This window comes from Pseudomonas qingdaonensis (genome assembly GCF_018398475.1).
GTDB lineage: Bacteria > Pseudomonadota > Gammaproteobacteria > Pseudomonadales > Pseudomonadaceae > Aquipseudomonas > Aquipseudomonas palmensis.
Map to the genome: position 1 here is coordinate 3,544,076 of NZ_CP074676.1, position 26,331 is coordinate 3,570,406.

At 52.1% G+C, this 26,331-nt stretch carries 27 protein-coding genes and 1 pseudogene; 19 read left to right on the forward strand and 9 right to left on the reverse strand.

Annotated elements, in window-relative coordinates:
• Positions 1–154 precede the first annotated feature (154 nt).
• Positions 155–993, reverse strand: a protein-coding gene (locus tag KH389_RS16055; RefSeq protein ID WP_100633737.1) for an IS5 family transposase whose coding sequence is annotated in 2 segments (ribosomal slippage) — positions 155–645 and positions 645–993 — 840 coding nt in all. Because the reading frame shifts where the segments join, the coding sequence is not laid out codon by codon here.
• 135 nt (positions 994–1,128) lie between these two features.
• On the reverse strand, positions 1,129–1,500 hold the full coding sequence (locus tag KH389_RS16060) for a histone-like nucleoid-structuring protein, MvaT/MvaU family (RefSeq protein ID WP_100633735.1): 372 nt from the start codon (positions 1,498–1,500) through the stop codon (positions 1,129–1,131).
• Between the two features lie 553 nt (positions 1,501–2,053).
• On the opposite strand from KH389_RS16060, the gene KH389_RS16065 reads away from it, so the two are divergent.
• The 6 genes from KH389_RS16065 (at position 2,054) to KH389_RS16090 (ending at position 6,622) form a co-directional block, all read left to right on the forward strand.
• Entirely contained in the window at positions 2,054–2,806 is a 753-nt protein-coding gene (locus KH389_RS16065) for an alpha/beta hydrolase family protein (protein ID WP_100633734.1), read from the forward strand.
• Between the two features lie 747 nt (positions 2,807–3,553).
• A complete protein-coding gene (locus KH389_RS16070) occupies positions 3,554–3,841 on the forward strand; it encodes a carboxymuconolactone decarboxylase family protein (RefSeq protein WP_100634010.1) in 288 nt (95 codons plus the stop codon).
• 93 nt (positions 3,842–3,934) lie between these two features.
• A complete protein-coding gene (locus tag KH389_RS16075) occupies positions 3,935–4,630 on the forward strand; it encodes a DsbA family oxidoreductase (protein ID WP_100633732.1) in 696 nt (231 codons plus the stop codon).
• Positions 4,631–4,681: 51 nt separating this feature from the next.
• Positions 4,682–5,230, forward strand: a complete 549-nt coding sequence (locus KH389_RS16080) for an OsmC family protein (RefSeq protein WP_100633730.1) — start codon at positions 4,682–4,684, stop codon at positions 5,228–5,230.
• An 88-nt stretch (positions 5,231–5,318) separates the two neighbouring features.
• Positions 5,319–5,654, forward strand: a complete 336-nt coding sequence (locus KH389_RS16085; protein WP_100633728.1) for a thioredoxin family protein — start codon at positions 5,319–5,321, stop codon at positions 5,652–5,654.
• Positions 5,655–5,728: 74 nt separating this feature from the next.
• Positions 5,729–6,622 (forward strand): DMT family transporter, encoded by an 894-nt coding sequence (locus tag KH389_RS16090; RefSeq protein WP_100633726.1) that lies wholly within the window; start codon positions 5,729–5,731, stop codon positions 6,620–6,622.
• Between the two features lie 92 nt (positions 6,623–6,714).
• Here the strand turns inward: KH389_RS16090 and KH389_RS16095 are convergent, their stop codons facing one another.
• The gene (locus KH389_RS16095) at positions 6,715–7,173 is read right to left on the reverse strand and encodes an Lrp/AsnC family transcriptional regulator (RefSeq protein WP_213605817.1); all 459 of its coding nucleotides are present in this window, start codon (positions 7,171–7,173) and stop codon (positions 6,715–6,717) included.
• A gap of 176 nt (positions 7,174–7,349) precedes the next feature.
• On the opposite strand from KH389_RS16095, the gene metC reads away from it, so the two are divergent.
• The 4 genes from metC to KH389_RS16115 all read left to right on the forward strand — a co-directional run bounded on the left by metC (position 7,350) and on the right by KH389_RS16115 (position 11,835).
• Entirely contained in the window at positions 7,350–8,534 is a 1,185-nt protein-coding gene (metC, locus tag KH389_RS16100) for a cystathionine beta-lyase (protein WP_100633722.1), read from the forward strand.
• Positions 8,535–8,657: 123 nt separating this feature from the next.
• On the forward strand, positions 8,658–10,088 hold the full coding sequence (locus KH389_RS16105) for a branched-chain amino acid transporter BcaP (protein ID WP_100633720.1): 1,431 nt from the start codon (positions 8,658–8,660) through the stop codon (positions 10,086–10,088).
• A gap of 76 nt (positions 10,089–10,164) precedes the next feature.
• Positions 10,165–11,355 (forward strand): NAD(P)/FAD-dependent oxidoreductase, encoded by a 1,191-nt coding sequence (locus KH389_RS16110; RefSeq protein WP_100633719.1) that lies wholly within the window; start codon positions 10,165–10,167, stop codon positions 11,353–11,355.
• Between the two features lie 30 nt (positions 11,356–11,385).
• Complete coding sequence (locus tag KH389_RS16115) at positions 11,386–11,835, forward strand: helical membrane plugin domain-containing protein (protein WP_100633717.1); 450 nt, start codon at positions 11,386–11,388, stop codon at positions 11,833–11,835.
• Positions 11,836–11,918: 83 nt separating this feature from the next.
• Here the strand turns inward: KH389_RS16115 and KH389_RS16120 are convergent, their stop codons facing one another.
• Both KH389_RS16120 and KH389_RS16125 read right to left on the reverse strand, forming a co-directional pair.
• The gene (locus KH389_RS16120) at positions 11,919–12,119 is read right to left on the reverse strand and encodes a YbdD/YjiX family protein (protein ID WP_014860748.1); all 201 of its coding nucleotides are present in this window, start codon (positions 12,117–12,119) and stop codon (positions 11,919–11,921) included.
• Between the two features lie 14 nt (positions 12,120–12,133).
• Positions 12,134–14,191 (reverse strand): carbon starvation CstA family protein, encoded by a 2,058-nt coding sequence (locus KH389_RS16125; RefSeq protein WP_100633715.1) that lies wholly within the window; start codon positions 14,189–14,191, stop codon positions 12,134–12,136.
• A 295-nt stretch (positions 14,192–14,486) separates the two neighbouring features.
• Between KH389_RS16125 and KH389_RS16130 the strand changes: the two genes are divergently transcribed.
• The 3 genes from KH389_RS16130 (at position 14,487) to KH389_RS16140 (ending at position 17,979) form a co-directional block, all read left to right on the forward strand.
• Positions 14,487–15,848 (forward strand): cache domain-containing protein, encoded by a 1,362-nt coding sequence (locus KH389_RS16130; protein ID WP_100633713.1) that lies wholly within the window; start codon positions 14,487–14,489, stop codon positions 15,846–15,848.
• A gap of 32 nt (positions 15,849–15,880) precedes the next feature.
• Entirely contained in the window at positions 15,881–16,522 is a 642-nt protein-coding gene (locus tag KH389_RS16135; RefSeq protein WP_100633711.1) for a response regulator, read from the forward strand.
• Between the two features lie 881 nt (positions 16,523–17,403).
• Positions 17,404–17,979 (forward strand): TetR/AcrR family transcriptional regulator, encoded by a 576-nt coding sequence (locus KH389_RS16140; RefSeq protein WP_100633709.1) that lies wholly within the window; start codon positions 17,404–17,406, stop codon positions 17,977–17,979.
• A 545-nt stretch (positions 17,980–18,524) separates the two neighbouring features.
• On the opposite strand, the gene KH389_RS16145 is transcribed toward KH389_RS16140, so the two are convergent.
• Entirely contained in the window at positions 18,525–18,773 is a 249-nt protein-coding gene (locus KH389_RS16145; RefSeq protein WP_100633707.1) for a hypothetical protein, read from the reverse strand.
• A 538-nt stretch (positions 18,774–19,311) separates the two neighbouring features.
• Positions 19,312–19,629 carry a transposase gene (locus KH389_RS16150; protein WP_100633705.1) on the reverse strand — a complete coding sequence of 106 codons (318 nt, stop codon included), beginning with the start codon at positions 19,627–19,629 and terminating at the stop codon, positions 19,312–19,314.
• Positions 19,630–19,902: 273 nt separating this feature from the next.
• On the opposite strand from KH389_RS16150, the pseudogene KH389_RS27360 reads away from it, so the two are divergent.
• The 6 genes and pseudogenes from KH389_RS27360 to KH389_RS16180 all read left to right on the forward strand — a co-directional run.
• Positions 19,903–20,351 (forward strand): annotated as a pseudogene (locus tag KH389_RS27360) (transposase); the annotation flags it as partial.
• A 393-nt stretch (positions 20,352–20,744) separates the two neighbouring features.
• Positions 20,745–21,299: an OsmC family protein gene (locus KH389_RS16160; protein ID WP_100633703.1), complete on the forward strand. Its 555-nt coding sequence runs from the start codon at positions 20,745–20,747 to the stop codon at positions 21,297–21,299.
• A gap of 72 nt (positions 21,300–21,371) precedes the next feature.
• Positions 21,372–22,145: an SDR family NAD(P)-dependent oxidoreductase gene (locus tag KH389_RS16165; protein WP_100633701.1), complete on the forward strand. Its 774-nt coding sequence runs from the start codon at positions 21,372–21,374 to the stop codon at positions 22,143–22,145.
• Between the two features lie 95 nt (positions 22,146–22,240).
• The gene (locus tag KH389_RS16170; protein WP_100633699.1) at positions 22,241–22,831 is read left to right on the forward strand and encodes a TetR/AcrR family transcriptional regulator; all 591 of its coding nucleotides are present in this window, start codon (positions 22,241–22,243) and stop codon (positions 22,829–22,831) included.
• A 3-nt stretch (positions 22,832–22,834) separates the two neighbouring features.
• Positions 22,835–23,533, forward strand: coding sequence for a DsbA family oxidoreductase (locus KH389_RS16175; protein WP_100633697.1), 699 nt, complete (start codon positions 22,835–22,837; stop codon positions 23,531–23,533).
• A 63-nt stretch (positions 23,534–23,596) separates the two neighbouring features.
• A complete protein-coding gene (locus KH389_RS16180; RefSeq protein WP_100634008.1) occupies positions 23,597–23,926 on the forward strand; it encodes a thioredoxin family protein in 330 nt (109 codons plus the stop codon).
• Between the two features lie 33 nt (positions 23,927–23,959).
• Here the strand turns inward: KH389_RS16180 and kefC are convergent, their stop codons facing one another.
• On the reverse strand, positions 23,960–25,783 hold the full coding sequence (gene kefC / locus KH389_RS16185) for a glutathione-regulated potassium-efflux system protein KefC (protein ID WP_100633695.1): 1,824 nt from the start codon (positions 25,781–25,783) through the stop codon (positions 23,960–23,962).
• The gene (kefF, locus tag KH389_RS16190) at positions 25,784–26,305 is read right to left on the reverse strand and encodes a glutathione-regulated potassium-efflux system oxidoreductase KefF (RefSeq protein ID WP_100633693.1); all 522 of its coding nucleotides are present in this window, start codon (positions 26,303–26,305) and stop codon (positions 25,784–25,786) included.
• Between the last annotated feature and the right edge of the window lie 26 nt (positions 26,306–26,331).

Sequence of the window (26,331 nt, forward strand, 5' to 3'; positions counted from 1 at the left end):
CCTAGATTCCAACCAGGCCTCACATCATCATTTCACTGACCAACTGGATAACTAATAATGGCCTGCTGATCATTCAGTGCGAACATCGAATTACCAGAAAGCGAAACAAATGGAAATGTAGCGTAATGAACATTCTGCGTAGACAAGTTTAACACTAGGTTCTGTACGAAAAGAGATGTCGCAAACACCGCATGGAACAAGCCAGCGAGACCATAGCGGCATAGCTTTTCGCGAGCTTGTCGAAGCGCGTCACGATGCGTCGGTTCTCTTTCAGCCAGCCAAACATGCGCTCGATGATGTTGCGCTGTCGGTACTTGGGCCGATCAAACAGCCTTGGTAAGCCAGGCTTGGGGTTGCGCTTCATCGAGCGCAGCGGGATGACGGGTTGCATTCGATATCTGTCGCAATAACGGCGTAGCGCTTCGGCGTCGTAGCCCTTGTCGGCAAGTAACCATTTACAGCGTTTACGCGGGCGGTCACGTTGGCTCAATAGAATGCTGACCTCGTCCAACAGGGGTTGGGCGTAGCTGATGTCACTGGCCTGACCGCCAGAGAGGAGGAAGTGCAACGGTGTCCCGTTGGCGTCGGTTGTCAAGCCACCGCGACTGCGGTCTAGAGCGTGATCGGCAGGCTCGTCAGGCCCCCTTTTTTCCCGGCGCCTGATGAGGCTCGGGTTGCGCGTACAGCAGTTGAGTCGATCATCCAGGTCTGTAGATCAATCAAACCTTGCTCATTGAACCTCAGGTGCAAGCGTATGAGCATCTGATCGAACGTGCCTTGGTTTCGCCAAACCCGAAACCGTTGATACACCGTTGACCACGGGCCAAAGCGCTCCGGCATATCTCGCCACGCAGCACCTGAGCAGAGCACCCAGAGCACGCCATCTAGCATCAGGCGGTCGCTCAGACGGGGCCGCCCCCGGCCATGGGTTTCGGTGAAGAGATCACCAATCACAGCCCAAGCCTCATCCGAGAGTTCGCAACGCTTTGCCATCACAGGATTCCTTTCCGTAGATGGTTGGAAACCTTACAAAAAATCAGCTTCTGAGGGACGCCGATTGGGTTTCTCTGGATTTCACTATCCCATAAAAAAGGGCCCCGCAGGGCCCTGATTTGTACTCAAACAGTGTTACTTAGCCAACCAGGATTCGACCTCTTCGGCACCGTGTTCAGCCTTCCACTCTTTGAGCTGCTTGTGATTGCCGCCTTTAGTTTCGATGACTTCACCAGTGTGCGGGTTTTTGTACTGCTTGACCTGGCGCGGCTTGCGATTGCCTTTTTCAGCAACTGCGATAGGAGCTGCCCGGCGAGAAGCGGCTTGAGGATCGAGGATGGCAACAACGTTACGCAAGCTATAATTGTACTCGCCCAATAAGTTGCGAAGCTTTTTCTCAAATTCGATCTCGCGTTTGAGACCATCATCGTTTTTCAAGCTTTCCAGCTCAGCCAACTGTGCAGCGAGCTGTTGTTCAAGGGCGCGGAATTCAGCGAGCCTAGACATATCGGTTCCTTTTAGATTATTGGTTAGGCTCGTTTTGAGCCTCAGGCAGAGCCTGGTGAGACTGCACGAATAGTACGATGGCCGAAGCTGCCGTGTGAAGGGTGTAGGCCACCATGTGGCAGTCAATTTCTTTGGCAACAACCCCTTGGCCAGACCGGCCAAGGCATTGCGAATGCTCGGCATGCCTCCAACCAATAGGTTTGTCCAACCAGACGGAAAAGTCGTTAACTGACAAAAAGCGTCGCGAATGACAAGATTGGTCTGACGCTGTCCGTGAAGTTCGGCATTTAACCGGGCGCTCCAATAGTAACGTATAAAACACGCTCTGGTGATCAGTCCCCCCCCTCAGTGCTTAGCACCGTGCAGCCCTGTGCCAGTTCGCCCCCCTCTAAAAATCGAGGCTGTCAATCACGATTGCAAGCACACCTACTAGATGGTAGGCTTCGATCCATTCGAGTTCGACCCTCAATTCCCTACCACCTTTGCGACAATTCACACACGCAAAACTCTCAGCAAGCCTACTCCAAGACCAATGCTTCCTACGGAGCTAAACATGACCAAACAGAAAATTACGTTTCCAAATTCCCAGGGCATGAACCTTTCAGGTCTGCTTGAGGCGCCTCAGTCAGCTAAAGCTTACGCATTGTTCGCGCACTGTTTCACGTGTGGAAAAGATATAAAAGCAGCCGCCCGAATTGCCAAAGCGTTGGTAGACAATAATATCGCTGTGCTTCGATTTGACTTCACAGGTCTTGGTGGCAGTGATGGAGATTTCTCCAACAGTAATTTCTCTTCTAATGTTGCCGACTTAGTAGCTGCAACAGAATATTTGCGTAATTTCCACCAGGCACCATCCCTTTTGATTGGACACAGTTTAGGCGGCGCCGCAGTTATAGCAGCGGCCAAGCACATTCCAGAGGCAAAGGGGGTAGTTACAATCGGCGCTCCCGCCGATGCGTCCCATGTCATGAAACAGTTCAAAGGTCAGGTGGAAACCATCAGAGACATTGGTGAGTACAGCGTAACGCTTGCAGATAGACAATTCACAATAAAAAAGCAGTTTCTTGACGACATTGAGAGCCACCAGCAGGATAACAGTGCTGCGAACTTGAAACGTGCGCTTCTTGTCTTTCACTCCCCCACGGACAACATCGTATCGATAGAACAAGCGCAGAAGATTTACCAAGCAGCTAAACACCCTAAAAGCTTCATTTCACTGGATTCCGCCGACCATCTATTAACTAACAGTCGAGATGCGGAGTATGTTGCCTCATGCATTGCCGCCTGGAGCTCTAGATATCTATAACAGTGTTACTGCCTCGATCTAAAGGAATTGTCTTATGCGATACTGCTCAATTTTGGCCCTAAAGAAGGCTAGGGAACAAGGGAAAGAAACTCCCCTCTGCTGCGATAGTGAATCGGCACAGCGACAAGGGAAAGAGAGTGCCAGTAGCAGTTCCTGGTCTATGATATTTCTCATCATATTAGTGGCGTTTTTTGCGTTAGCTCTAATGCAATCGTCCTAATCCCAGCGTTAGCGTAGGTGCGAGAATTCTGCATAGGGCTGGCACCCTACTCTTCAGCGGTCGCAAGGCTGTGTTGTTGCCGCCACCAATGACGAGCTCAATCGTGAAGCCATCCTAGACACCTAACGAATGGCCGTAGCTCCCCTTCAGACCAATTCCGCCAGTCGAGTCGATCACGTACAGCATCGGCTCACTCATATCCACTGCGGGAAACGGCTAAGCGGCAGGGGTGAGGAAAGCACAGGTAGCTCAGCATCCACAGCGCTCCGTGACCGCCGGAAGCTTCTGAAAGCCAGATATCAAGCCAAGTCCAGCCGACCAGACACAGAGGCTCGGCGCAAGTGATTGCGCCTGTTGGCTGGGAAATCCTAATAAATGAAACAGGATTGCTATTCCTACCTACTAGGTGGTAGGCTTGTTTTGCTTTCACGTAACCATACTAAATGTTTCAGTTCTACGCCTTGCCGTAGCTGAGAGGATCACATGCAAGATTGGAACAGGCCCGACAAGACATCAACGCCCGCGTTATGCAGCTTGGCTCGCTTTCGCCAGAAACCATTAAAGGCGTAATGGCACTAGGTGGGGCTGGCGCAAAAACCAATCACCTAGACGCGAAAACCCGCGAGCTGATTTCTCTTGCGGTAGCGGTGACCACTCGCTGCGACGGCTGCATTGCATTCCATGTAGCCGAAGCTAAGAAGCTTGGTGTTACGGTTGAGGAGGTCTCAGAAGCTCTGGGAGTCGCAATCAACATGAACGCAGGCGCAGCTCTGGTTTATAGCACCCATGTGCTAGACGCCTTCGACAAAGAATGACCTAAAGGGGCTGTTTTCCTAATGAGCAGCCATCCTTTTCCCGTCCGCGCCCAGACTAATAACTGGGCTGCTGAATCTTTCAGGTGATACAAAATGAGCGCAGAATCCAAATTGATCACGATTGACGTTTGGTCGGACTTCGTCTGCCCTTGGTGCTGGATTGCAAAGCGTCGGTTCGAGATTGCCCTCGCCGATTTCGAGCACAAGGACTTGGTTCAAGTTAACTACAAGGCATTTCGACTCGCTGCTGGCCAAAAAGCTGCACCGATAAAACAGGTTCTTGCGCAGAAGTTTGGCAACGAGCAGTCTGCCAAGGGGATGATCCAGGCTGTTGTTGCGAACGCCACAGAAACAGGCCTCGTTTACAACTTTGACACTATGCTTTTTGGAGACACCACAAAAGCACATGCTCTCGTCAAAGCAGTCGACGATAACGACATCAAAAAGGCTCTCAGCGAACGCCTTTATAAGGCCTGCACCACAGATGGACGCTCGATCTTCGAAGTGAACTCATTAGCGGAAATTGCGGGAGAAGTCGGCCTTTCAGAAAGTTTCGTCCAGCATGCCTGGAATGATGAGACGCTGCCTTACCTAGTCGCCAAGGATGAGAAAGAGGCTCGTGAGGTCGCAAACGGCGTTCCTCTGTTTGTCTTCAACAACGGCTTCTACATTTCGGGAGCCCAAACCGTTGACGCATTCAAACTGGCGCTACAACGAATGCATTCGGATGCCACCGAAGATGAATCTTTTCAAGGGCAGACCTGCGGCCTAAACGGATGTGACAGCTGATGAACGTGCTCGCACATTAACGATAAATATTAATTTCTGTAGGCCGTCAGCATGAACAACATTGTGAATGGTATCGACGTTACTAATCTAGAGAACTTCGCTCGCGAAGTAGCGGCGGATGACACAAAAGCTGAAGTCCGCTTCAATGTCCACACTAAGTGGATGGGCCAAACCAAAAGCGTTACGAATGTTACTCAATGCAGGCTTGCCGGTCGGCAAATAGCGCGAGACTTCCAGATCGTCTCGGACGAGCCTGTTGAGCTGCTGGGTGAGAATACAGCTCCCGGCCCAATGGAGCTGCTGCTTGCCGCCCTGAATGCTTGTATGTCGGTGGGTTACGCAACAGGCGCTGCGGCGAGGGGCATCAAAATCAAGAGTCTTGAAATTGAAACGGACACTAATCTAGATCTACGTGGATTCTTGGGTCTTGATGAAAGCCTCAACCCTGGCATAAATGAAATTAACTACAAAGTAAAAATTTGCGCAGACGCGCCTCAGCATCAAATCGAGGAGCTTCATGCACACGTCATTAAAACCTCGCCAAACTTCCATAATATGGCGAGAGAAATCAAAGTATCACCTAAACTAGAGATCATATAATATCTGGCAGCATCATCGCTGAAGGGACGCCAAAGTACTACCTGGCGGCCCTACGCAGCACTTTAAGAACAAGCTTGGATATGTTTCTATGAGTGACGTTCATGACTTAGATGCAGACGGGCTGTATAGAGAACTTAGCGTACCCCATAGACTTTTTGTGGTCTACTTCTCTGCTCCTTGGTGCGGCCCGTGCACCGGAATGAAGCCAGTCTTCCAAAAGCTCGCTGACGCCTACTCTCAGCTCGCGTCATTCAGACACGTTGATGTCGCCCTATCCCCCACGGTTGCGAAAGCATCAAATATTCACGGCGTTCCTTCAATCGCAGTATTTAGAGAGGGGATTCTCTCTAAGTTGATCATGGGTGCGAATTCATACAGGGAGTTGCAGAAAGCTCTGGAAATTGAACTCAAATACATGGACTGAAGCGACCTTTAAGGTTGACACTCTATAACAGATTCTCGGTTGGAAATCTGACCCTACCCAGTGGAGGACTTCTTTTGAATACACGTCTATCTGCCGCTCTCACCACAAAAAAAACACAACGCGTTGTCATTCTCACCGCTATCGCTTTGACCGCCTTTGCTGCGAACTCAGTGCTGTGCCGCGTCGCACTGCGCCACAGCGCTATCGATCCGATCAGCTTCAGTGTCATACGTTTGGTGAGTGGTGCACTGATCCTATGGGTGATTCTTAAGTTTCAGCGGCCAGTAAAAAAGGCGACAGGCTCCTGGGGGGGAGCTGTATCACTCTATGTTTATGCCTTTGCGTTTTCCTACGCGTACCTGAAACTAGACACCGGTACCGGCGCACTTGTTCTGTTCGGCGCAGTGCAGCTAACCATGCTCGGGTACGGAGTTCTGCAGGGAGAGCGTATGGGCGTCTTGGCACTGCTAGGCCTAGTGTTGGCGGTTACTGGCCTTGTCGTGCTGCTTCTTCCTGGATCCAGCGCTCCGCCGCTGACAAGCGTAGTAATAATGCTAACATCAGGGGTGGCATGGGGGGTCTACTCAATCCTCGGTAAAAGCTTAACTGATCCGTTGGCGGCTACAGCTGGCAACTTCATGATGTCTGTGCCGCTAATCATGCTTACCTCCCTGCCCTTCATATCCTCTTTCCATGCAGACGTTGTCGGTATTACCTCTGCCGTCGTATCAGGCACAATCGCATCAGGCGCGGGATACGCTATCTGGTACGCGGCGGTTCGAAATCTCTCATCTTTTCGCGCAGCTACGGTACAGCTGACCGTGCCAGTGATTGCCTCTATCGCCGGAGTTCTACTGCTAGGGGAAACCTTTACTACTCGACTTGGCCTAAGCTCCCTCACAGTACTAGGTGGCATTGCCCTGGTACTGTCAGCTAAGCAAACAGCTTCATTAAAGCCGAGAGACTGAAAAGCATCGACACGTGCAGCACAGTCGATCTTAGGCTGCACGCACTGCATCAATCGCTGAGGCAAGTTCCACATCGCGCGTAACCTTGGCACTCACAAAGGAAGAGTCGGGCACCTTTTGATCTCTTTGAGAGAAAAGCCCGTATACATCTCCTTAATATTTCCCAAGCGGCGGATCTTATACATACCCAGCTGATGGAAATCGTCCATGTCTTTAACCACCACCTGAAGTAAATAGTCATACTTCCCAGATATGTTATGACAGGAAATCACACTTGGAAGTGAATTGATTCCCTTCTCAAAGTTGTCCATCGCCTCCTCAGAATGCGTATCCAACGTAATACTGATGAAAGCAAAAACATTCAAACCAATAGCTTTTCGGTTAAGGGAAGCGTGATACCCCTCGATCACCTCTTCTTCAAGCCGCTTCAATCGCTTCCAGCTTGCAGGGGCCGAAAGCGAGACGCGAGCTGCAATCTCAGCGTTGGTGAGACGACCGTTCAACTGAACGATCTCAAGGATCATTCGATCCACCTTATCCAGCTCAATCATGGGCGCATCTCGGGCAATGGCAGAAAAATCTAAATTAATCGGATACGGAATTTTCCTAGACAGCCCTAATAATATTAACTAGATAACCGCCATGCAAGAAATATACGAAAGAAAATTTCTCTAGGAAATAAATATAATTAACTGGTCTAGCCACGCATCGATCAGAGAGAAAAGCCTTGAATAACAATAAGTTAACCACCTCAAGCGCGACGGTGATTGCTCACGCAGGTAGCCATCCCGAAGACCACTACGGTTTCGTCAACCCTCCTATCTACCGAGGTTCGACAGTCGTTTTCCCAAGCGTCGACTGTATGCAGAATGGCGACCAGCGCTATCAGTACGGTCGATGGAACAATCCATCGACCGAGGCCCTGTGCGAAGCTATATCAACGCTGGAAGGCGCCACTGGGGCCGTTCTGTGCCCTTCCGGCCTATCCGCGTGCGTTACCGCGATATTGTCCGTTGTAGGCTCAGGCGACCATATTCTGGTACCGGACAGTGTTTATGCCCCGACACGCCATTTTTTGGATACTGCAGGAAAACGGCTGGGTATTCAGACAACCTACTACGACCCTCAAATTGGAGCGGGCATCTCCGAACTTTTCCAATCTAATACTGAGGCGGTGTTTACTGAGTCCCCAGGCTCTCACACCTTTGAAATTCAAGACATCCCGGCAATCGCCAAGGCCGCACACGCCCATGGCGCACTGGTTCTGCTCGATAACACCTGGGCGACGCCGCTTTACTTCAAAGCGATCGATCATGGCGTTGATCTCTCGATTATGGCTGCCACCAAGTATATCGTTGGTCACTCTGATGCCCTTATCGGCACCATCGCCGCATCATCACGCGCATGGCCGCAACTGAAAGCCTACCATTTCCAATCGGGCACATATGTGAGCCCGGACGACGCGAATCTGGCACTGCGAGGACTTCGGACATTAGACGTTCGTCTGGAGCGACATCAACGCAGCGCCCTGTGCGTGGCAAAATGGTTGGAAGAGCAAGACCAAGTTTCTCGTGTCATTTACCCTGGGCTACCATCCCACAAAAATCACTCCCTATGGCGCCGGGACTTTACCGGCGCAACAGGCCTCCTATCGTTTGTTACCAAGTCCGCCCCCATTGAAGCAGTCAAAGCTCTTCTTGATGATCTAAGTCTTTTCGGACTCGGCTATTCCTGGGGTGGCTTTGAAAGCCTAGCGATGACAGTTGATCCACGAAAAATGCGTACCACAACCACTTGGGAGGAAGAAGGTCACCTGATTAGACTTCATATCGGCTTGGAAAATGCAGAAGACCTGATCGCCGACCTCAAACTAGGCTTTGATAGATTCGATCTGATTTGCCATCAGGCTTAACATTGGTCTAGCGTTAATTAACCGAGAAGATAAATAAAGCCTTGCGCACGCTAAAACAGGGGGAGCCGGTAGGTTACCCCCCTTCTTCACGTACTGCCGCGAATAATAAAACCGGAGGCAATTGTGAGCATTTTTAGAACAAAAAGCTTAGACGAAATAAGCAAATTACAGAACTCGAACGCATCTCTGAAAAAAGTGCTAGGGCCAGTCGATATGATTTTTATCGGTGTGGGCGCCATTGTAGGAACAGGTATTTTTGTGTTAACGGGCACAGGGGCTCTAACAGCCGGCCCCGCATTAACAATTTCGTTCATCATCGCTGCTTTAGCATGTGGGCTCGCAGCACTCTGCTATTCAGAGTTTGCATCAAGCATTCCAGTAGCAGGCTCCGTCTATACCTACAGCTATTTCACCCTTGGGGAGATTGTTGCATGGATGATCGGCTGGGATCTTATGCTCGAATACGGCCTGGCTAGCGCAGCAGTTTCTGTTGGTTGGTCTGGTTACTTTCAATCCCTGCTAAGCGGATTCGGATTATCGTTACCCACTGCGTTGACGGCAGCACCTGGGGCGCTGCCAGGCGTTAGTACGTTCTTCAATCTGCCTGCGTTTGTCATCATGATGGTAATCACTTGGCTGCTTTCTATTGGAATACGTGAATCTATAAAAATCAACAATATCATGGTGGCACTCAAAATTGCAGTAGTACTTTTGTTCATTCTCGTCGGCGCCCGACACGTAAAGCCCGAGAACTGGCAGCCCTTCGCGCCTTTTGGATTCAATGGAATAATGAGCGCAGCAGCATTGGTCTTCTTCGCGTTCATTGGTTTTGACGCAGTATCTTCTGCAGCTGAGGAAGTCAAAAGACCTGAGCGTGATCTGCCAATCGGGATTATTGGTTCACTTGGTATATGCGCGATATTGTACGTCGTGGTATCCATGATCATGACAGGTATCGTTCCATTCGGTGAGTTCCTCGGCGTCGACCATCCCGTCTCGCTCGCCCTCCAGTATGCAGGTGAGAACTGGGTAGCGGGCTTTGTCGACCTGGGTGCTATTTTGGGGATGACCACGGGTGTTCTTGTAATGCTCTATGGGCAATCCAGAATTATCTTCGCTATGTCTCGCGATGGACTGGTACCCTCAAAGTTTTCCGAAGTTCATCCTAAATATGGCACACCATTCTTCACTACTTGGGCGATCGGCATCATTTTTGGTCTTATCGCAGCAGTAGTACCACTGAATGTACTTGCCGAACTTATGAACATCGGCACGCTAGCCGCATTCTGCCTAGTTTCGTTTGCAGTAATCGTGCTTAGGAAGAAGCGTCCCGAACTGCCACGCGCCTTCAAGTGCCCGCTCGTGCCGCTCGTACCAGCACTCGCAATTATTTCCTGCATTACGCTGATGTCGTATCTGAAACTGCACACATGGATTGCATTCGGAGCATGGCTGCTCATTGGTGCCGCAATTTACTTCCTATACGCCAAAAAACACTCAAAACTCAATATGTCTACAGAAGGTGCAGTGAATACAGGCATCCCCTCGGTCTAATCCGCTAGCGCCTCATTGTGGCCAGTCTCGCTCAGAGCAAGACTGGCCTTCATTTAGACAAAGCTAAGGAGAACACATGCCCCATCGGATAATTATTGTCGGCGGCGGTATTGGCGGCACAATGACTGCCAATCACCTTGCCACCAAACTCTACCCTGAAATACGCAGTGGTAAAGTAGAAATCTTGATGTTGTCAAACTCCCCCTGGCACTACTACAAACCAGCCTTCATGTACATCGCCTTTGACAGCTTCTTCAAGAATGAACTCAGGCGGCCTCAGCGCAGCCTACTCCGCCCTGAGATTGACTTTCTTATTGAAGAGGTCGAGGAATTCCAATTCAATATAAACCGCGTGAAATGTAAGAGCGGAAAAGCATACGGATACGACCAACTCATTATCTCCACAGGGTGCATACCAAGCCCTGAACGAATCGACGGCCTAAAAGAAGGCGGTGATCACTTCTATCAGCATGAGCCTGCGCGGCAGCTTGCAGATAAGTTAAAGTCGATCGAAAAAGGTCGCATCCTAGTCACGGTAACATTCCCCAAGACGCCCAATGTACCTCATCAATGTGGTATTGCGCCCATTGAAACTACACTAATGCTTGACGACCTGCTACGTAAACGCGGCGTTAGAAACAAGGTGGAAATTGTCTACACGTACCCCACCGTAGCTCAACTGTTAAGAAACTGTCTTTTTTTGCAAAAGGACACCTGCGAAGTACTACCAAGCATATTTGAGCAAAGGGGCATCAAGCATCAAAGAAGCTTTACTCTCAACAGAGTTGATCCAGAAAGCAATATCGCCTTTTCAGAAGAGGGTGGGGCTGAAGATTTCGATATCCTTATGGCAACCCCACCTATCCGCGCCGTAGAGGCGGTCAGAAACTCCGGACTATCGCAAGCTGCAGACGATGAAGGGTGGCTCCCTACAAATTATCAAACCATGAAAGTCTATGGCTTAGAAAACGTCTATGTTTTGGGCGATACCGTTGATCTCCCCGTGAGCAAGGCCGGAGGCGCATGCCATAGCCAGTCCCCCGTTGTAGTAAATAACATAGCCTCCGAGCTTCGTTTCGGGCGGACTTGCGACAGTTACGAGGGCAAGGTTGCTGCAATTGCTCAGATGGGACTGGAGGCAGGAATGCCGCTCTGGTACGACTATGAAAGTGATGTAAAGCCTACGCCCCCCACTAAGGTTGGCGGACTTATGAGGAAAAGCTTCAATAGAGGCATATATTGGGCGGTCGCGCGCGGCCTGGTGTAACACGATCAATAATTTTACAGGACACCTCAGATGAGCTTACTCTCTGAACAAGGAAGCGCCTCGGAAAATCAACCGGGAGCGCCCTCGATTTTGGAATCGTTGGAACTTAGCGAGGCGGCGCTCGAAGGGCTCAGGCTGCTTGTCGTAAAGCTTGAGCCACTCTTGGCCGGAGATCGACTCTCAAGGCTGGTCGACCTAATGTCAGTTGCGACCGACATCGTCGACATGAGCGATTCTTACATGGTCGAAAAGCTAGCAAATGTCTTCGAAGAAGGCACGTCTGCTGCATGGTTAGCGGGTAACGCAGCTCGCGTCGCAAGCGCGCAAGTGAGCAAGCTTTCGGAACCCCCCTCTTTAATCCGTTTGCTTCGGATGACCTCTGATCCGGATGTCAGACGGGGACTAGCATTTGCGTTGGAATTTTCGGGAGCACTCGGAAAGCAACTCAACCATGGCGTTACCAACCATTTAGATGACTGACACCGTTTTCGCAGACCAAGACGCAAAGCGCCCGATGCATTGCATCGGGCGCGATTGACTACGCAGATAAATACCTCAAGGTGCTAACAGCAACGTGGCTGACCGTTGCCACCGCCATATCGAGCTTCCTGTCTCTCCCGAAAGAATTCCTCATATGACATCAGAGGTTTGTCAGGGTGCTTGTTCTGCATGTGCTCGACGTAGGTGTCGTAGTCAGGCATGCCCACCATCAGACGCGCTGCCTGACCCAGGTATTTACCGAGGCGGCTCAGGTCATTGAACACGCTACCACCCTCCTTTATGCATCAGGCAGTGCTTGGTAAGGCGACTCTTTATCCGTCCGCTCCTTGCTACCCCACGCCGCAATCCCAACCTTAAGCGCGTAGAACAAAATGCTAAACATAACAAGCAAGAACAGGGCTGTGAGCGTAGCGTTCGTATAGGCGTTGAAGATCACATGCTGCATCTGCGAAATGTCCTTCGCCGGCGCCAAAATCTGACCATTGGCCTGCGCATCACTGTACTTACGGGCCAACGCCAGGAAGCCCATAGCAGGGTTAGCATCGAACAGTTTGATGAATCCTGCAGTTGTAGTGCAAATCAGCAGCCAAATCGCTGGTAGCAGGGTCACCCAAACATACCGATGACGCTTCATTTTGATAAGCACGACGGTACTTAGCATCAGAGCGATACCTGCCAACATCTGGTTGGAAATGCCGAACAGCGGCCAAAGCGTATTGATACCACCCAACGGATCGATCACGCCCTGGTAGAGCAGGTAGCCCCACAGTGCCACACAGCCAGCGGTGGCAATAAGGTTCGCCGTCCAGGACTCTGTGCGGCGTAGGGAAGGAACAAACGAACCTAACAAATCCTGCAGCATGAAGCGTCCTGCCCTGGTGCCAGCATCGACTGCGGTCAAGATAAACAGCGCTTCGAAGAGGATTGCAAAGTGGTACCAGAACGCCATGGTATTTTCACCCGGCAAGAGGTGGTGCAGGATTTGGGCAATACCTACAGCTAACGTCGGTGCACCTCCTGCCCGGGCAAGAATTGTGGTTTCACCGATATCTCGGGCAACAGCCTCAAGCTGATCAGGTGAAATTGTGAACCCCCAACTGCTAACCGTCTGCGCTACGGACACTGCATCACCACCAACGATAGCCGCAGGGCTGTTCATGGCGAAGTACACACCAGGCTCAATTACCGACGCAGCCACCATAGCCATGATCGCTACGAAGGACTCCATCAACATGCCACCGTAGCCGATGTAGCGGGCGTGGCCTTCGCTTGCGAGCAATTTAGGTGTTGTGCCAGAGGCTATCAGCGCGTGGAACCCCGACACGGCACCGCATGCAATGGTAATAAAGAGGAACGGGAACAAGCCGCCTTTCCACACCGGCCCCGTGCCATCGGTGAACTGAGTCAACGCCGGCATTTTCAGCTCGGGCATAGTGACGAGAATCCCGACGGCAAGTGCGAGAATCGTGCCAATTTTGAGGAATGTGGACAGGTAGTCACGCGGTGCCAAGATCAGCCAGACGGGCAGCACCGCAGCGACGAAGCCGTAGCCAATCAGCATCCAGGTGATTTGAATACCGGTGAAGGTAAAAGCCTTGGCCCAAACTGGATCAGCAGCAATCTGCCCTCCCAACCAAATTGAGCCCAACAGCAGCAGCACCCCAATTACCGAGATCTCTCCGATGCGCCCGGGACGAACATAGCGCATGTAGACGCCCATAAACATGGCGATCGGAATGGTGGCCATGACGGTGAAGATACCCCAAGGGCTCTCGGCCAGCGCCTTGACCACAATCAGCGCTAATACGGCAAGGATGATGATCATGATCAGGAAGCAGCCGAACAGCGCGATCGTTCCTGGAACTCTGCCCATCTCCTCTCGCACTATGTCTCCCAAAGAGCGACCGTTGCGGCGGGTAGACAGGAATAGCACCATGAAGTCTTGTACCGCGCCGGCAAGCACCACGCCGGCTATCAGCCAAAGCGTTCCAGGCAAATAGCCCATCTGGGCAGCGAGTACCGGCCCAACCAAAGGCCCCGCACCAGCGATGGCAGCGAAGTGATGCCCGAAGAGCACGTGTTTGTTGGTCGGCACATAATCCAGGCCGTCGTTGTTGACTACGGCGGGAGTGGCTCGACGAGGGTCTAGCTGCATCACTTTCTCGGCGATGAACAGACTGTAGTATCGGTATGCAACGAGATAGATGGCGACTGCTGCGACTACGATCCAGAGAGCATTGATAGCTTCGCCACGGCGCAAGGCCACGACGCTCAGCGCGAATGCTCCCAGAACAGCCACGGCAAACCAGGCAATGTGTTTAGCCATATGGGTCATTACGTGTCTCCTGTCGACAGCCTGTAGGTCGTCGACCGTGATTTTTATATTTGTGTCCGCTTCGCGGCAGCGGCCAATATCCGCGTATACCCACCACAAATAAATCCGCAGAACTACGCCCACAAGGCTACGTAGTTCTACTGAGCTGCCGGCTATGCAATCGGGCCTTTCGACCGCTAGCCGCTTTCGGCTACTCGGTGCATCGGGGATTGACATAAGATGCTGGTGCCTCGGTGGTCTCTAACCGCAGAGCCCAAGACCGCTGGTCGAGTACAAGGTCTGGACAGGAGTAGGAATGCAGCTCAAACACAAAATTGTCGCCCTGGGGATCTTGCCACTTGTACTGGCTATTGCCGCTATCTGCGCGCTTGTCATCTCCCTGAACAACCAGCTAGGTGACCAGCAAGCACAACTGATCGAAGACAGTATTTTGGTCAGTAAGCGCGCAGAGCTGGAGAACTACGTAGCGATGGCGAGGAGCTTGATCGCCCCCCTCTATAACGATGGCCATGGTGACGACCAGGCCAAGCAAAAAGTCCTAGACGAGCTGAGGAAGCTAAGCTTTGGTATAAATGGTTATTTTTTCGTCTACGACCGCCAAGGCCGCAGTCTGATGCATGCACGGCAGACGGAGCTTGTCGGCAAAGACCTCATGGATATGAGAGATCCACACGGTCTGCTAGTAATTCAAGCGTTGCTGCAAAGTGCCCGGTCTGGAGAGGGTTTTCAACGCTATGCGTGGAACAAACCTTCATCCGGAAGAGTGACCGAAAAGCTAGCGTACGTCGTAATGTTAGAACAATGGGGGTGGATGATCGGTACGGGCATCTACCTCGAAGACGTTGAGAAAGCCACTCAGCAAGCTCGTGATGAAGTGGCCCAGGGTATCCGCAAGACGATGGTTTCAATTGCCGTCGTCGCACTTGTGGCGGTCTTGTTCGTATTTGCAAGCGGAATGACGCTGAACCTGAGTGAGCATCGGCTAGCCGACACCAAGCTGCAACGCTTGAACCAGCGAATTGTCAGCCTTCAGGAAGAGGAGCGTTCGCGCGTTTCTCGCGAGCTTCACGATGGCATTAGCCAAGTTCTCGTATCCATAAAATACAAACTTGAGCTAGCAGGCTTTCTGCTCGAAAACGAAGAAAGCCGAGGTGCAGTCATCTTAAAAGAGGCTACCGAGCGGCTTGGGGAGGCAATTGGGGAGGTTCGCAGCATCTCACACGACCTTCGCTCTTCGCTATTGGACACCCTGGGGCTTCCTGCCGCGATTGGACAATTATCTGAGGAGTTCGAGCAGCGCAGTGGGCTGCGGGTAACGTTTGAGACTAATGAGTTTGAGTGCCTGCTGGACGACGGGGTGCCCGTCTCGCTTTTTCGAATTGTTCAGGAAGCGTTATCCAACATCGAGCGACACGCTCAAGCTCAGGATGTAGCCATTACTTTGTTTGGAACCGAGCAATCTGTTCGTTTAAGAGTCATCGACGATGGAATTGGCTTTAACGTCGATGAAGTTGAGCGTCGCCATGCCGGGATCGGGCTCAGAAACATACGCGAACGCGTCGAACACTTGGGTGGTCGATTTCATCTGGCATCTTCACCTGGCCGGAGTGAGGTCGACATTGAGATCCCAATGAGCATCCCCTGTAGAAAAGTTTGAATCACTTATTTCGATAACGATGGACACCCCCAATGAGCCTATCAACAAAAATTCGTTTAGCCTTAGTCGATGACCACTCGCTCGTTCGCGATGGAATCAAGGCACTGCTTTCAGTAGTACACAACGTGACTGTTGTTGGTGAGGCCGAAAACGGCGCACGCGCCATGGAAATGGTTGAACAGTGCAAGCCAGACCTACTTCTAGTAGACATCAATCTACCAGACATAAACGGTCTTGTACTCACACGAAAAATACGCGAAAAGCATCCTTCATTGCGGGTTCTGGTGCTCAGCATGCACGACAGTAAAGAATACGTCAGCGAATCACTGCGTGCAGGCGCGAGCGGCTACGTGTTAAAAAACTCCCCTTCGAGAGAAATAGTTGCGGCGATTGAAGCGATCGCAACTGGAGGTACTTTTTACAGTGCCGAAATAGCACAAAAACTTCTCCTTGAAGACGGCGAGTCCAGCGAACTAACGCCCAGGGAGAGCCAAGTTCTTTATAAAATGGCTCAAGGACTGAACAACAAAGAAATGGCCCGTGAACTTAATATAAGCGTCAGAACAGTAGAGACGCACCGCCTGAGCATTCGACGAAAATTAAAAATCGACAAACCTGCAGCGCTAGTAAAATATGCAATCGATCATGGAATAATTTCCAGCCAACCACATTGAAAATGTGACGATAACCTAAACAACTATCTGGCTCGCCAAATTGTAATGAAATCGTACCATTTCTCGTGCGTCATTATACACCAGCCAGCCAGCCAGCCGCGCACCAGCAGGACTGGCACAGCCACACTCCAGCTCACAAGGATGCAGCAGTGCCCCATTCCGTGTACCTCTGAATCCAAATTCCTTAGTACTGCCCCGCGACATAAGTGATGCCAGATGGCACCACCCATTGCAAGCCTACCTACTGGATGGTATCCTGACTTCACAAGTCGGAGGAATTTACACGTGGACACAAACGATAAACCACCCACCCGAGCTACCTTTCGGTTCGGCATCAATCGATCGTCGGCTAATAAGCGAATGCGTTACATTGAAGGAACGCAAATCGATCCAAACGAATGCATTTTTTGCGTGCCCGACCTCAATGATGACGTCGTCGAATTAGGCAAGCGGGTGTCAGACGCAGAATCACCCCAGAAAACTCAGTGATCAAGCAAGGCGGCAAACGGCATGACCCCGTACTCCCGCTCTTGGTAAGCTTTTTCCCGCCCTGCCCTCCAAAAAATAGATAGCCTGGCTGGGAAGCCTCATTGCTCACGTATGGATTTTGATCTGCGCATTCGCAACCAATCCCAACAAAATTCGTTGATCCCGAACCAGTTTGCGTCTTAGCGTTTCTGGCTCATTTCGAAATGGCCTCAGATCAGCCGCCGCCTGGTGGATCGGTAGTCCTAAGCAGGCTCCTAGGCTCGCCAATCCCGCATGGAGCCTATTCGAGATGGGCGCTAAGGGTTAGGAAGCCCAGTGCGCGCATGGCGAGCGCTGTCTTATGAGGGGTGACTAATTTATGATGTCTGGATGACAAATTTGGATGCCGCATCATGAGTACACGTTCAGACCTTTTGACCAGCGCTGAAATTCTGTTGCGCACGAAGGGCTACGCAGCCTTCAGCTATGCCGACTTGGCAGAGGAAATTGGCATCAAGAAGGCGAGTATTCATCATCATTTCCCGACCAAGGAAGGCATGGCAATTGCCATCGTCGAAAGCTATCTGTTTCGTTTCAAGAAGCAGTTGAATGCCATCAATGATGAAAATATTGGCGTTGTTGACCGGTTGAACGCCTTTGCTCTTATGTTCGCGCACAGTAGTGAAAATGGAATGCTTCCACTCTGCGGGGCGTTGGCTGCAGAGCTGCTGGCCTTACCTGAAAGCCTCAAGGCGATAACAAAGGATTTTTTCGAAATCCATCTCACTTGGCTTCAAGATAACATCAAGCATGGCCAGGTTCTGGGTGAGCTTAAGGCCGACCTAGACGTTACGAAGGTTTCAAGATTTATATTGAATGCCCTGGAGGGTGCCAGCTTTGTGTCTTGGGCCATGAACGATGATTACCAGAAGTCTTCTGGGTTTGATTTGATTCTGGCTGGGCTTTTGAATTCTGAAACTAAACATTGATAGTAACCGTCCGGCCAACACATCTTCCCGCCCCACCCGCTGCAAGCCATGGTGTCCACCTAATCGAGTGGACACCATCGCCCTCAATACTGGGGTTTTGAAGGTGCGTTCTTCGACCTCTTACGTGACTCGAACAGGGTCATCTTTCCCTAGCATACGCCTGTATCCGTCCAGCAATTCGCTGAGGGCGTTCGCGACGCCCTCGCCATAGCAACCCGAGGCGCGCCCCAGACGTCACTGACGATTATGCTTTCCATTCCACTCGCTCTAACGCTCAAAGACCGAAAAGGCATCGCCAGGGCAATAGGCCATCAATGCACAGGAACAACTCGAAGCTCAATCTAAAGCAGACGGGGGTTATCCATTGCTGGCCCACAATCAAGAAATCCCGCTACGGTACTCGCCTCAACGGGCAGCCGGAGCCAAGCTCCACCTCGCAAAAACTACCTCATGGCGGGGTGTCACAGGTAGGAGATGAACCGTCGGGCTCCGCAACAGAAATAGAAACGCCCCGCCTGGGCGGGGCGTGGTTACCAGCACCGAACTCAGCGCTCTTTGTTCGCCTGCGAAAGCACGGAGCCGGCCAGGCTCAACACCGTCTGGCTGTGGCCCAACTCACCCAGAATTTTGCTGGCTAGCTCCTCCATCCGAGCACTGGTTTGCTTGGTAGATGAGGCCTGAGAAAGCGCCGAGCCAGCTAGCTCCTTGGCCAAAGCGGAGGATTTAGAGTCAAGCAGTACAGCCGAGGCCAGGCTGGCGATCGAACTGCTGGTTTGTTTCGCATTAAAGCTCATAGTCTTACCTTTTGATCAGAGATTAAGTGCCCCGACCGAGCGCTAGCGCATCGAACCACGCGTCACCTTTCATTTGACGCGGCAGTGCGCAATTCGATGTAATGCGTTCACTCAAGTCAGGTTGTCCAACCGTATGGCTTTGAGAGCGAGTGGATCACGGAACGTTTGGCGACCTAACGTGACCGCTCGCTGAACTCGCCTCCCGTCTAGGGACACGGCACTGCAAACACCATATCTAGGGTGTCTTTGTCGCAGCAACCACAAGATGAGCGATTTCCGCTTAGTTATCAAGCGTTGAAGACACATATGCCCTGTGGATAATGTGTGCATATCCTGTTGGGCGTACAGCCCAAGCTGCATACCGCTTGGCTTGCAGCGCGCCCCAAAAATTTCGAACTTTTTTTTGACGCTGGCCATTACGTGATTCGTCGTGAGGATCTGAAGCGCTCACGCATGCTGAATTGGCCTGCACCTGGTGGCGGAGACGCTCGGGAGATAGGGCGAAAATGATGCAGGCCAGCCTCGTCCCGCTTGGCCTTCAAGCTAAGGCTGCGCAGGCGGCGGCACTGTCGACGGGCCAACTCATTTTGATGAGCGTGCGCGGATATTGGATTTCAAGGCAAATGTAGGCGGGTTGGCCTTGTGATCTGGTCGGGAGCATCTGGGTATGCAGAGGGATGAACGCTGGCTGCAACGCGGTGGATTTCTGCGTGTGCAGGCGTATCCATTTATGCACGAGGTTGGCGTTGAGGCTGGGGCCCAATCCGATGTTGGCGATGGAGGCGCCGGGCTCTGAACACTCTTGAATGACCTGGGCTTTGAAGGATTTGCTGTAGGTACGGCGCTGAAGGCGCATGAAGAGTCCGCCTGATGGGTCAGAAATGGCGCCCACTTAAATTAGGTGGATACCATGGCCTCCGGCGTTTGCATCGGGAAGGTGTGTTCGCCGGCCCCTTACCATTAATTAGGCGTTTTGGGGCTCAGAAAAGCTTGTTCTTCATGCGCTGATTATTGAGAAACCAGGGCAACGCCCTGGTTACATTCTTCACGGACGCACGTCCCCCAACTAATGTAGGCGCACCAGCCACAGATTTGAGAGCGCAAACAACTTGATCAGTCTCGCCGTGCTCTGCAAACACGCCACAAGCGTTTCCTGGCTGAGATGAAACAGGTCGTGCCGTGGCATGCACTGGTTGCATTGCGAACCGCATAATCCAAAAGCTGACAGCGGTAGGAAGCCCTATCCACTGGAAACCATGCTGCGCATCCACCTCTGCAATACTGGTCTCACTAGCGATCCAGCCATGGAAGAAGCGCTGTAAGAGATCACCTCGATGCGCCAGTCTGCACAGCTGACACTCAGCGCCCCGACCCCTGAGGGCACCACGATGGTGAGTTACCGGCATCTGCTGGAAGAGCATCTGCTTGCGAGGGGCATTCTGGAGATCATCGACGACTTCTTCTCGACAAAGGTCTCTCATTGCGCAAGTGGTCGATGGTCGATGCCATCATCGCCACCCTCCCTGTTCGACCAAAAACATGCATGAAAAACGTGCCCCTAAGGTGCATCAGCCGAAGACAACTGCTGCCAGCCTAAAACCCCTCTTGTCTGGTTTATGTTTTCATTAATTATATTAAAAACAACGTCTTGGAGTATTTCACTCTGAGCCGCTACCACCTCTTCGCAGTGGAGCTCCGCACTGTCCGCTGCCAGTTCTTAACGGAGCTGGCCTCTTCCCCTCTGTGTAAATCTAAAACCTCCGAGAGCCTGGCATTTCAGTCGCCTAACCTGCTGAAATAGCAGGTATTTCACCAAGCTTAAGATACGAGCCTCTTCGGATCGAAACGTCGCCGCATGCGTGCGCACACTTCACGGGAAAAGAATTTCTTGCGCGCCAACCTACCAGTTGGTAGAGTTGTTTCTCAGCGAACAACCTACCCCCGTAAATGCGTGCACCGAGGATCTATCAAATGACTACCAATCTGAACGGTATTGACGTAGCTGCCCTGCAACAATTTGCCCAAGCCGTTGCTGAGGATGCGAGCAAGCGCCACGCCAGTTTCAACGTTAAGACCGCGTGGAAAGGCCAGACCCGCTCTGTAGCCAAAGTCAGCCGTTATAGCCTGGCCGGTGAAACCTACTCGCGTGATTTCGAAATCGCCGCCGATGAACCCAATGAACTGCTGGGCGAAAACACTGCGCCTAACCCTCAGGAACTGCTGATGGCTGCTCTCAACGCCTGCATGTCGGTCGGCTATGCCGCCAATGCCGCGATGATGGGCATCAAGATCCACAGCCTGGAAATTGAGACCGACGGCACTCTCGACCTGCGTGGCTTCCTGGGTATCGATGAAAGCGTTAACCCAGGCTACGACGAGGTAAGCGTCGTAATCCGCCTGCACACCGACGCCTCCCGTGAGCGCGTGGAAGAGCTGCACAAGGTGGTGCTTAAGACTTCGGTCAACTACGCAAACTTCTCTAAAGCCATCCGCATGCTCCCTAAGCTCGAAGTCATCGAAGGCTAACTGTCATGGCCGCAGGTGTGTACGGCACCTGGCGGCCAGCGACCTTTCGGTTATCTGGTACTGGAGTCTGTAATGAACGATTTTTTTAAAGGCAAAAAACTGTTGGTCGTGGGCGGCACAAGCGGCATGGGCCTGGAAACAGCACGCCTGTTTTTGAAGGCTGGTGGCAGCGTGGTTCTCACCGGCAGTAAACAGGATAAAGCCGACGCTGTTCGCGCTGAGCTGAGTTCGTTGGGGAACGTATCGGTGATCGTTGCCAACCTCATGACCGAAGAAGGGATGAATTTCGTACGCAACGAAATCAATGCCAATCACAGTGACATTGGCTTCATGGTGAACTCCGCAGGCATATTCATTCCGAAGCCTTTCATCGAGCACGATGAGGCTGATTACGACATGTATCTGGATTTGAACCGCGCCACGTTCTTTATCACGCAGGCCGTGGTCAAGAATATGCTCGCCGCCAAGCGCGAAGGTTCCATTGTCAACGTCGGTTCGATTGGCGCCCAAGCTGCACTGGCAGGCTCTCCAGCGACTGCTTATTCGATGGCTAAGGCGGGTCTGCACGCAGTCACCCGAAACCTGGCAATTGAGCTGGCGCACTCCGGTATCCGAGTTAATGCCGTGTCTCCTGGCATCGTTCACACCTCGATCTATGAAGGTTTCATGGACAAGGACGCGATTCCGGATGCGATGAAGTCGCTCAACGATTTCCACCCGCTGGGGCGTGTCGGTGTTCCCGAGGACGTCGCCAACACCATCCTCTTCCTGCTCTCGGATAAAACTTCCTGGGTGACAGGTGCTATCTGGGACGTTGATGCAGGGGTGATGGCAGTACGGGCCTAATACCGTAGCAAGCGCTGCATATAGCGCCTCTCAGTGAGGCGCTTTCCCAGTGCACTGCCTCCGGTGGAAAAAGGTGCTGGCTGTAGGAGTTCCAAATGCCTATCACGACAAAAGCTGCGCTCATGAGTTACGCGGAAACCCAGATGCGTTCAAAGGGTTACTCAGCATTCAGTTACGCTGATCTCGCTGCGAAGATCGGTATCAGAAAAGCCAGCATTCACCATCATTTTCCTACGAAGGAGTGCTTGGGCGCAGAGCTGATCAACGATTACATCTCCCGGTTCAATGAAACGCTGGCCTCAATCGAAGCCATGTATCCCGAGCCACTGCAGCGTCTGCAGGCCTTTTCTCGACTTTTCGTGATCAGCGCGAATGATGGGCTGCTGCCTTTATGCGGCGCCTTGGCTGCGGAAATGGCTGCGTTGCCGTTGTCGCTCCAAGGGCTCACGCGGGACTTCTTCAACTCTCAGCTCGCCTGGCTCCAAAGCACCCTGAATGACGCAGTCCGCCAGCACAACTGGTCGCTGGGAACAACGGCTGAAAACTTCGCCTTCATGCTGTTGAGTATGTTGGAGGGAGCAAGCCTCATTGATTGGACACTCGGTCGATCAACCGACCCTTTGGCTGGTTTTAACCATTTGCTTGAAATGGCGGCAATTCGGTCTTCATTTCTTCGTGCAGGATAGATTATGAAAACTCCTTCGAAAAAATACGTTGTCGATATCTGGTCTGATTATGTGTGTCCTTGGTGCTGGATTGCCAAGCGCCGCTTTGAGAAAGCACTTGAATGCTTCCCAGAGAAGGACGACGTACAGGTCAACGTTCGGGCCTATCGGCTGGCTGCCAACCATGCTCCGGAGCCGATGATTCCTGCCTTGAAGCGTAAGCTTGGTAACGCAAACTCCGCTTTATCGATGATGAGTACCGTCAGTAAATATGGCGAGGTCGACGGGCTTGATTACCGCTTTGACACCATGATGTTTGGCGATACTGCGGATGCTCATGTGCTGGTAAAAGCTGTTGAAGACTCGGAGGTAAAGAAGCGTCTTGTGGAAGCGCTGTACGAGCAGAGTACAAGCCACGGTAAGTCCCTTTTTGATCGCGCCAGCTTGGCGGCGATTGCTAAAGGCGCAGGTGTGTCGGACGAGTCCATCCAGCTGGCTTGGTCATCTGCAGAGTTGCGCGCTGAGATGAAGGCGGATGAACAGTTTGCCGCCCAATTGGGTTCCGGCGTACCGCTCTTCGTCTTCAATAATGCGTTCTCGGTATCAGGCGCACAGACAGACGCATCCTTTCTTCAGGCGTTGAATCAGATGGCAGCTGAGGCGAAATCCCTGGATAGCTCATCAATGGGCCAAGTCTGCGGGATCGATGGCTGCAAAATTTGACTGGCAATGGATGGCGGCATTCTCAAGGTGCCGCCTTTCCTCAATACAGAACGAGAAATCCAGATGAGTCGTATCGTTGAGTTGAGCGCTCCCCAATTTGCTCGCTTCGTAGCCAAAGGGAGCAGTGTCGTAATGTTCTCAGCCTCCTGGTGCAAACCTTGTAAAGAGATGAAGCCGATCTTCTTGGAACTGGAGGGAAAACTCCATTCTCTAGCGGTCTTTGGAAAGATTGATATTGCGGTGTCTCCGACAATTGCGCCGATGTATGGCATCCGCTCTGTGCCGTCCTTGGCGGTGTTTCACGAAGGCCGCTTATTGAAAGTCTTCGCTGGGTCTAAGTCAGTTTCAGCCTTGAAGAAAGCAATTATCACTGAGCTGGAAGACGCTAGCTAACGGAGCGTTCTCCATAACTCGCAGTCTGGCCGGCTATTCACCTCTCGGTGCTGAAGACTCATTTTTTCCTGGGCCTGCGTCAATTGGATGAGCACGATCTTCGTTGAATATTTCCGTCAGTAAAGCGTTGGCTCGTTTGTAAGCGTCGTACTTGAATTCGGTGTCATCAGCGGGCTGAGCGGCCATTTCTTCCAGCATTTCCAAATTCAGGCGACGGAACCGATCCGCACGCTCACGAGCCTCGTAGCGCCCTACACCCAGTTGCTCCAAGGCTCTACGCCCAAGGGATAACGCGCTTTCAAAAGTTTCCCGCTCGACGGCCTCTATGCCCATCTGGCGCAGGGTAATGCTATGCCCCATATCACGAGCACGCACCACCAGTTTCAGGGATGGAAAATGCTCTTGAGCCAGCTCGGTCAGTGCCAGGTTATCGTCCTGGTTGTCGATGGCGTTGATCAGCACCACGGCTTTCGCGGCACCCGCAGCGTGAAGTAAATCGAGACGTGTGGCATCCCCATAAAACACCTTCACTCCGAATTTTCGCAGTGTCTCGATGTGGTCGGGATCATGATCCAAGACCACTACCTCAAAGCCACAGGACATCAGTAGACGCCCAGCGATTTGACCGAACCGACCGAAGCCAGCAATGATGACCCGAGGATTGCTCTGATCAATGATGTCCGATTCCTTGCTACCCTGTTTGCCCGACGAGTCCAAGTGATTGAGCAAGAGGATCAGCAGAGGCGTTATACACATGGACAGCGCCACCGCCAACGTCAGGCTTTTACCCCAAGGGTCGATCAGGATGCCGGCGACAGTCGCTGCGCCAAATACCACAAAGGCAAACTCACTGCCTTGGCCGAGGAACACCGCCTGCCACGAGCGCTGATCACTTGGGACACTCAAGAAACGCCCCAGAAGCTTTATCACGAGCAGCTTGATCAGGATAAAGCCCAACGTCAGAGTGATGACTTTCAAAGGGGCGTCGATCAGCGTTCCGAAGTCAATCGACATGCCTACGCCGATGAAGAACAGACCCAGCAATAATCCCTTGAAAGGCTCGATATCGCTCTCTAGGGCATGACGATATTCCGAGCTAGCCAATAGAACGCCCGCTAAGAAAGCACCCATGGCCATCGATAAGCCTGCCTTTTCCAATAAGAGGCCGAATCCGAATACCAGGAACAGCGCGACAGCACTAAAGATCTCTCTCAGGCCAGAGCGCGCTACAAAGCGAAGGACGGGTCTGGATACGTACTGACCCAAAAGAACAACTGCGACAACTGCACCTACGATTTTCGCGATAGACAGGGCCAGTTCCGCACCCGAGGGCGTGCCACCGTTTGCGGCCAGCAGTGGAATCATAGCCACCAGGGGAATCGCCGCGATGTCTTGGAAAAGCAACACGGCAAAGCTGCTTCGACCCACGGCGGTCGAGGTCATGTTCCGCTCATTCATGGCCTGCATCGCGATAGCTGTCGACGAGAGGCTCAGCGTTAGCCCTACCAGCAGCGCAGCTGTCCAGTTCAAGCCTAGTGCAGCGCAAAATATTGCGATGGCTGCACCACATGCCAGCATCTGCATCGCACCACCACCGAACACCATCCGGCGCATAGCCCAAAGACGCCTGGGGTCGAGTTCGAGACCAATGATGAACAGCATCAACACCACGCCAATTTCAGCGAAGTGCAGTATGGACTCGACGTCGGTCACAAGCTTCAAGCCCCACGGGCCGATTAAGCAGCCGGCTATCAGATACCCCAGAACCGGGCCTAAACCTAACCGAACGGCAATTGGGACTATCAAGGCAGCTGAGCCCAAGTAAATGAGCATTTCAATCAGGCTATGAGTGTCCATTCAATCTTCCTTCCACGAGGCCAGGCGCTCGCCGTAATGGCGGATCTGCTTGAGCAGTCCGTCTTGGTCTGCTCTATATGCACCATGAACTGCGACTGGGCTTAACCAACGCATTCCACAGTAATTCGCGGTTGCTTGAAGAGGCTGGGACAGCACCGCGAAACCCGGATGGTCACCGCCTTCAAAATGATCATGCTCTCCGCCCGTGGTCACGGCCCACAGGAGATTTTTATTTTTCAAAGCAGTAGCACCCGCCCCGTAGGCCCAGCCCTGCGTGAAGACCTTATCGATCCACAGCTTCAAAAGTGGGGGGTAGCTATACCAATACAAAGGATGCTGCAGAACCAGCAGGTCTGCTTGCTCCACGGCCTTCTGTTCAGCTTCAACGTTGATGTTGAAATCGGGGTATAGGTCGTACAGGGAACGGACTACAACATCGGATTTGTTAGCTGCGAACCTGAGCATCAACGTGTTTACGTTGGATTTCTCAGGGTAAGGATGGGCGTAAATGATCAGAATCATGACGTGATTCCCCACAAACCTGGCGT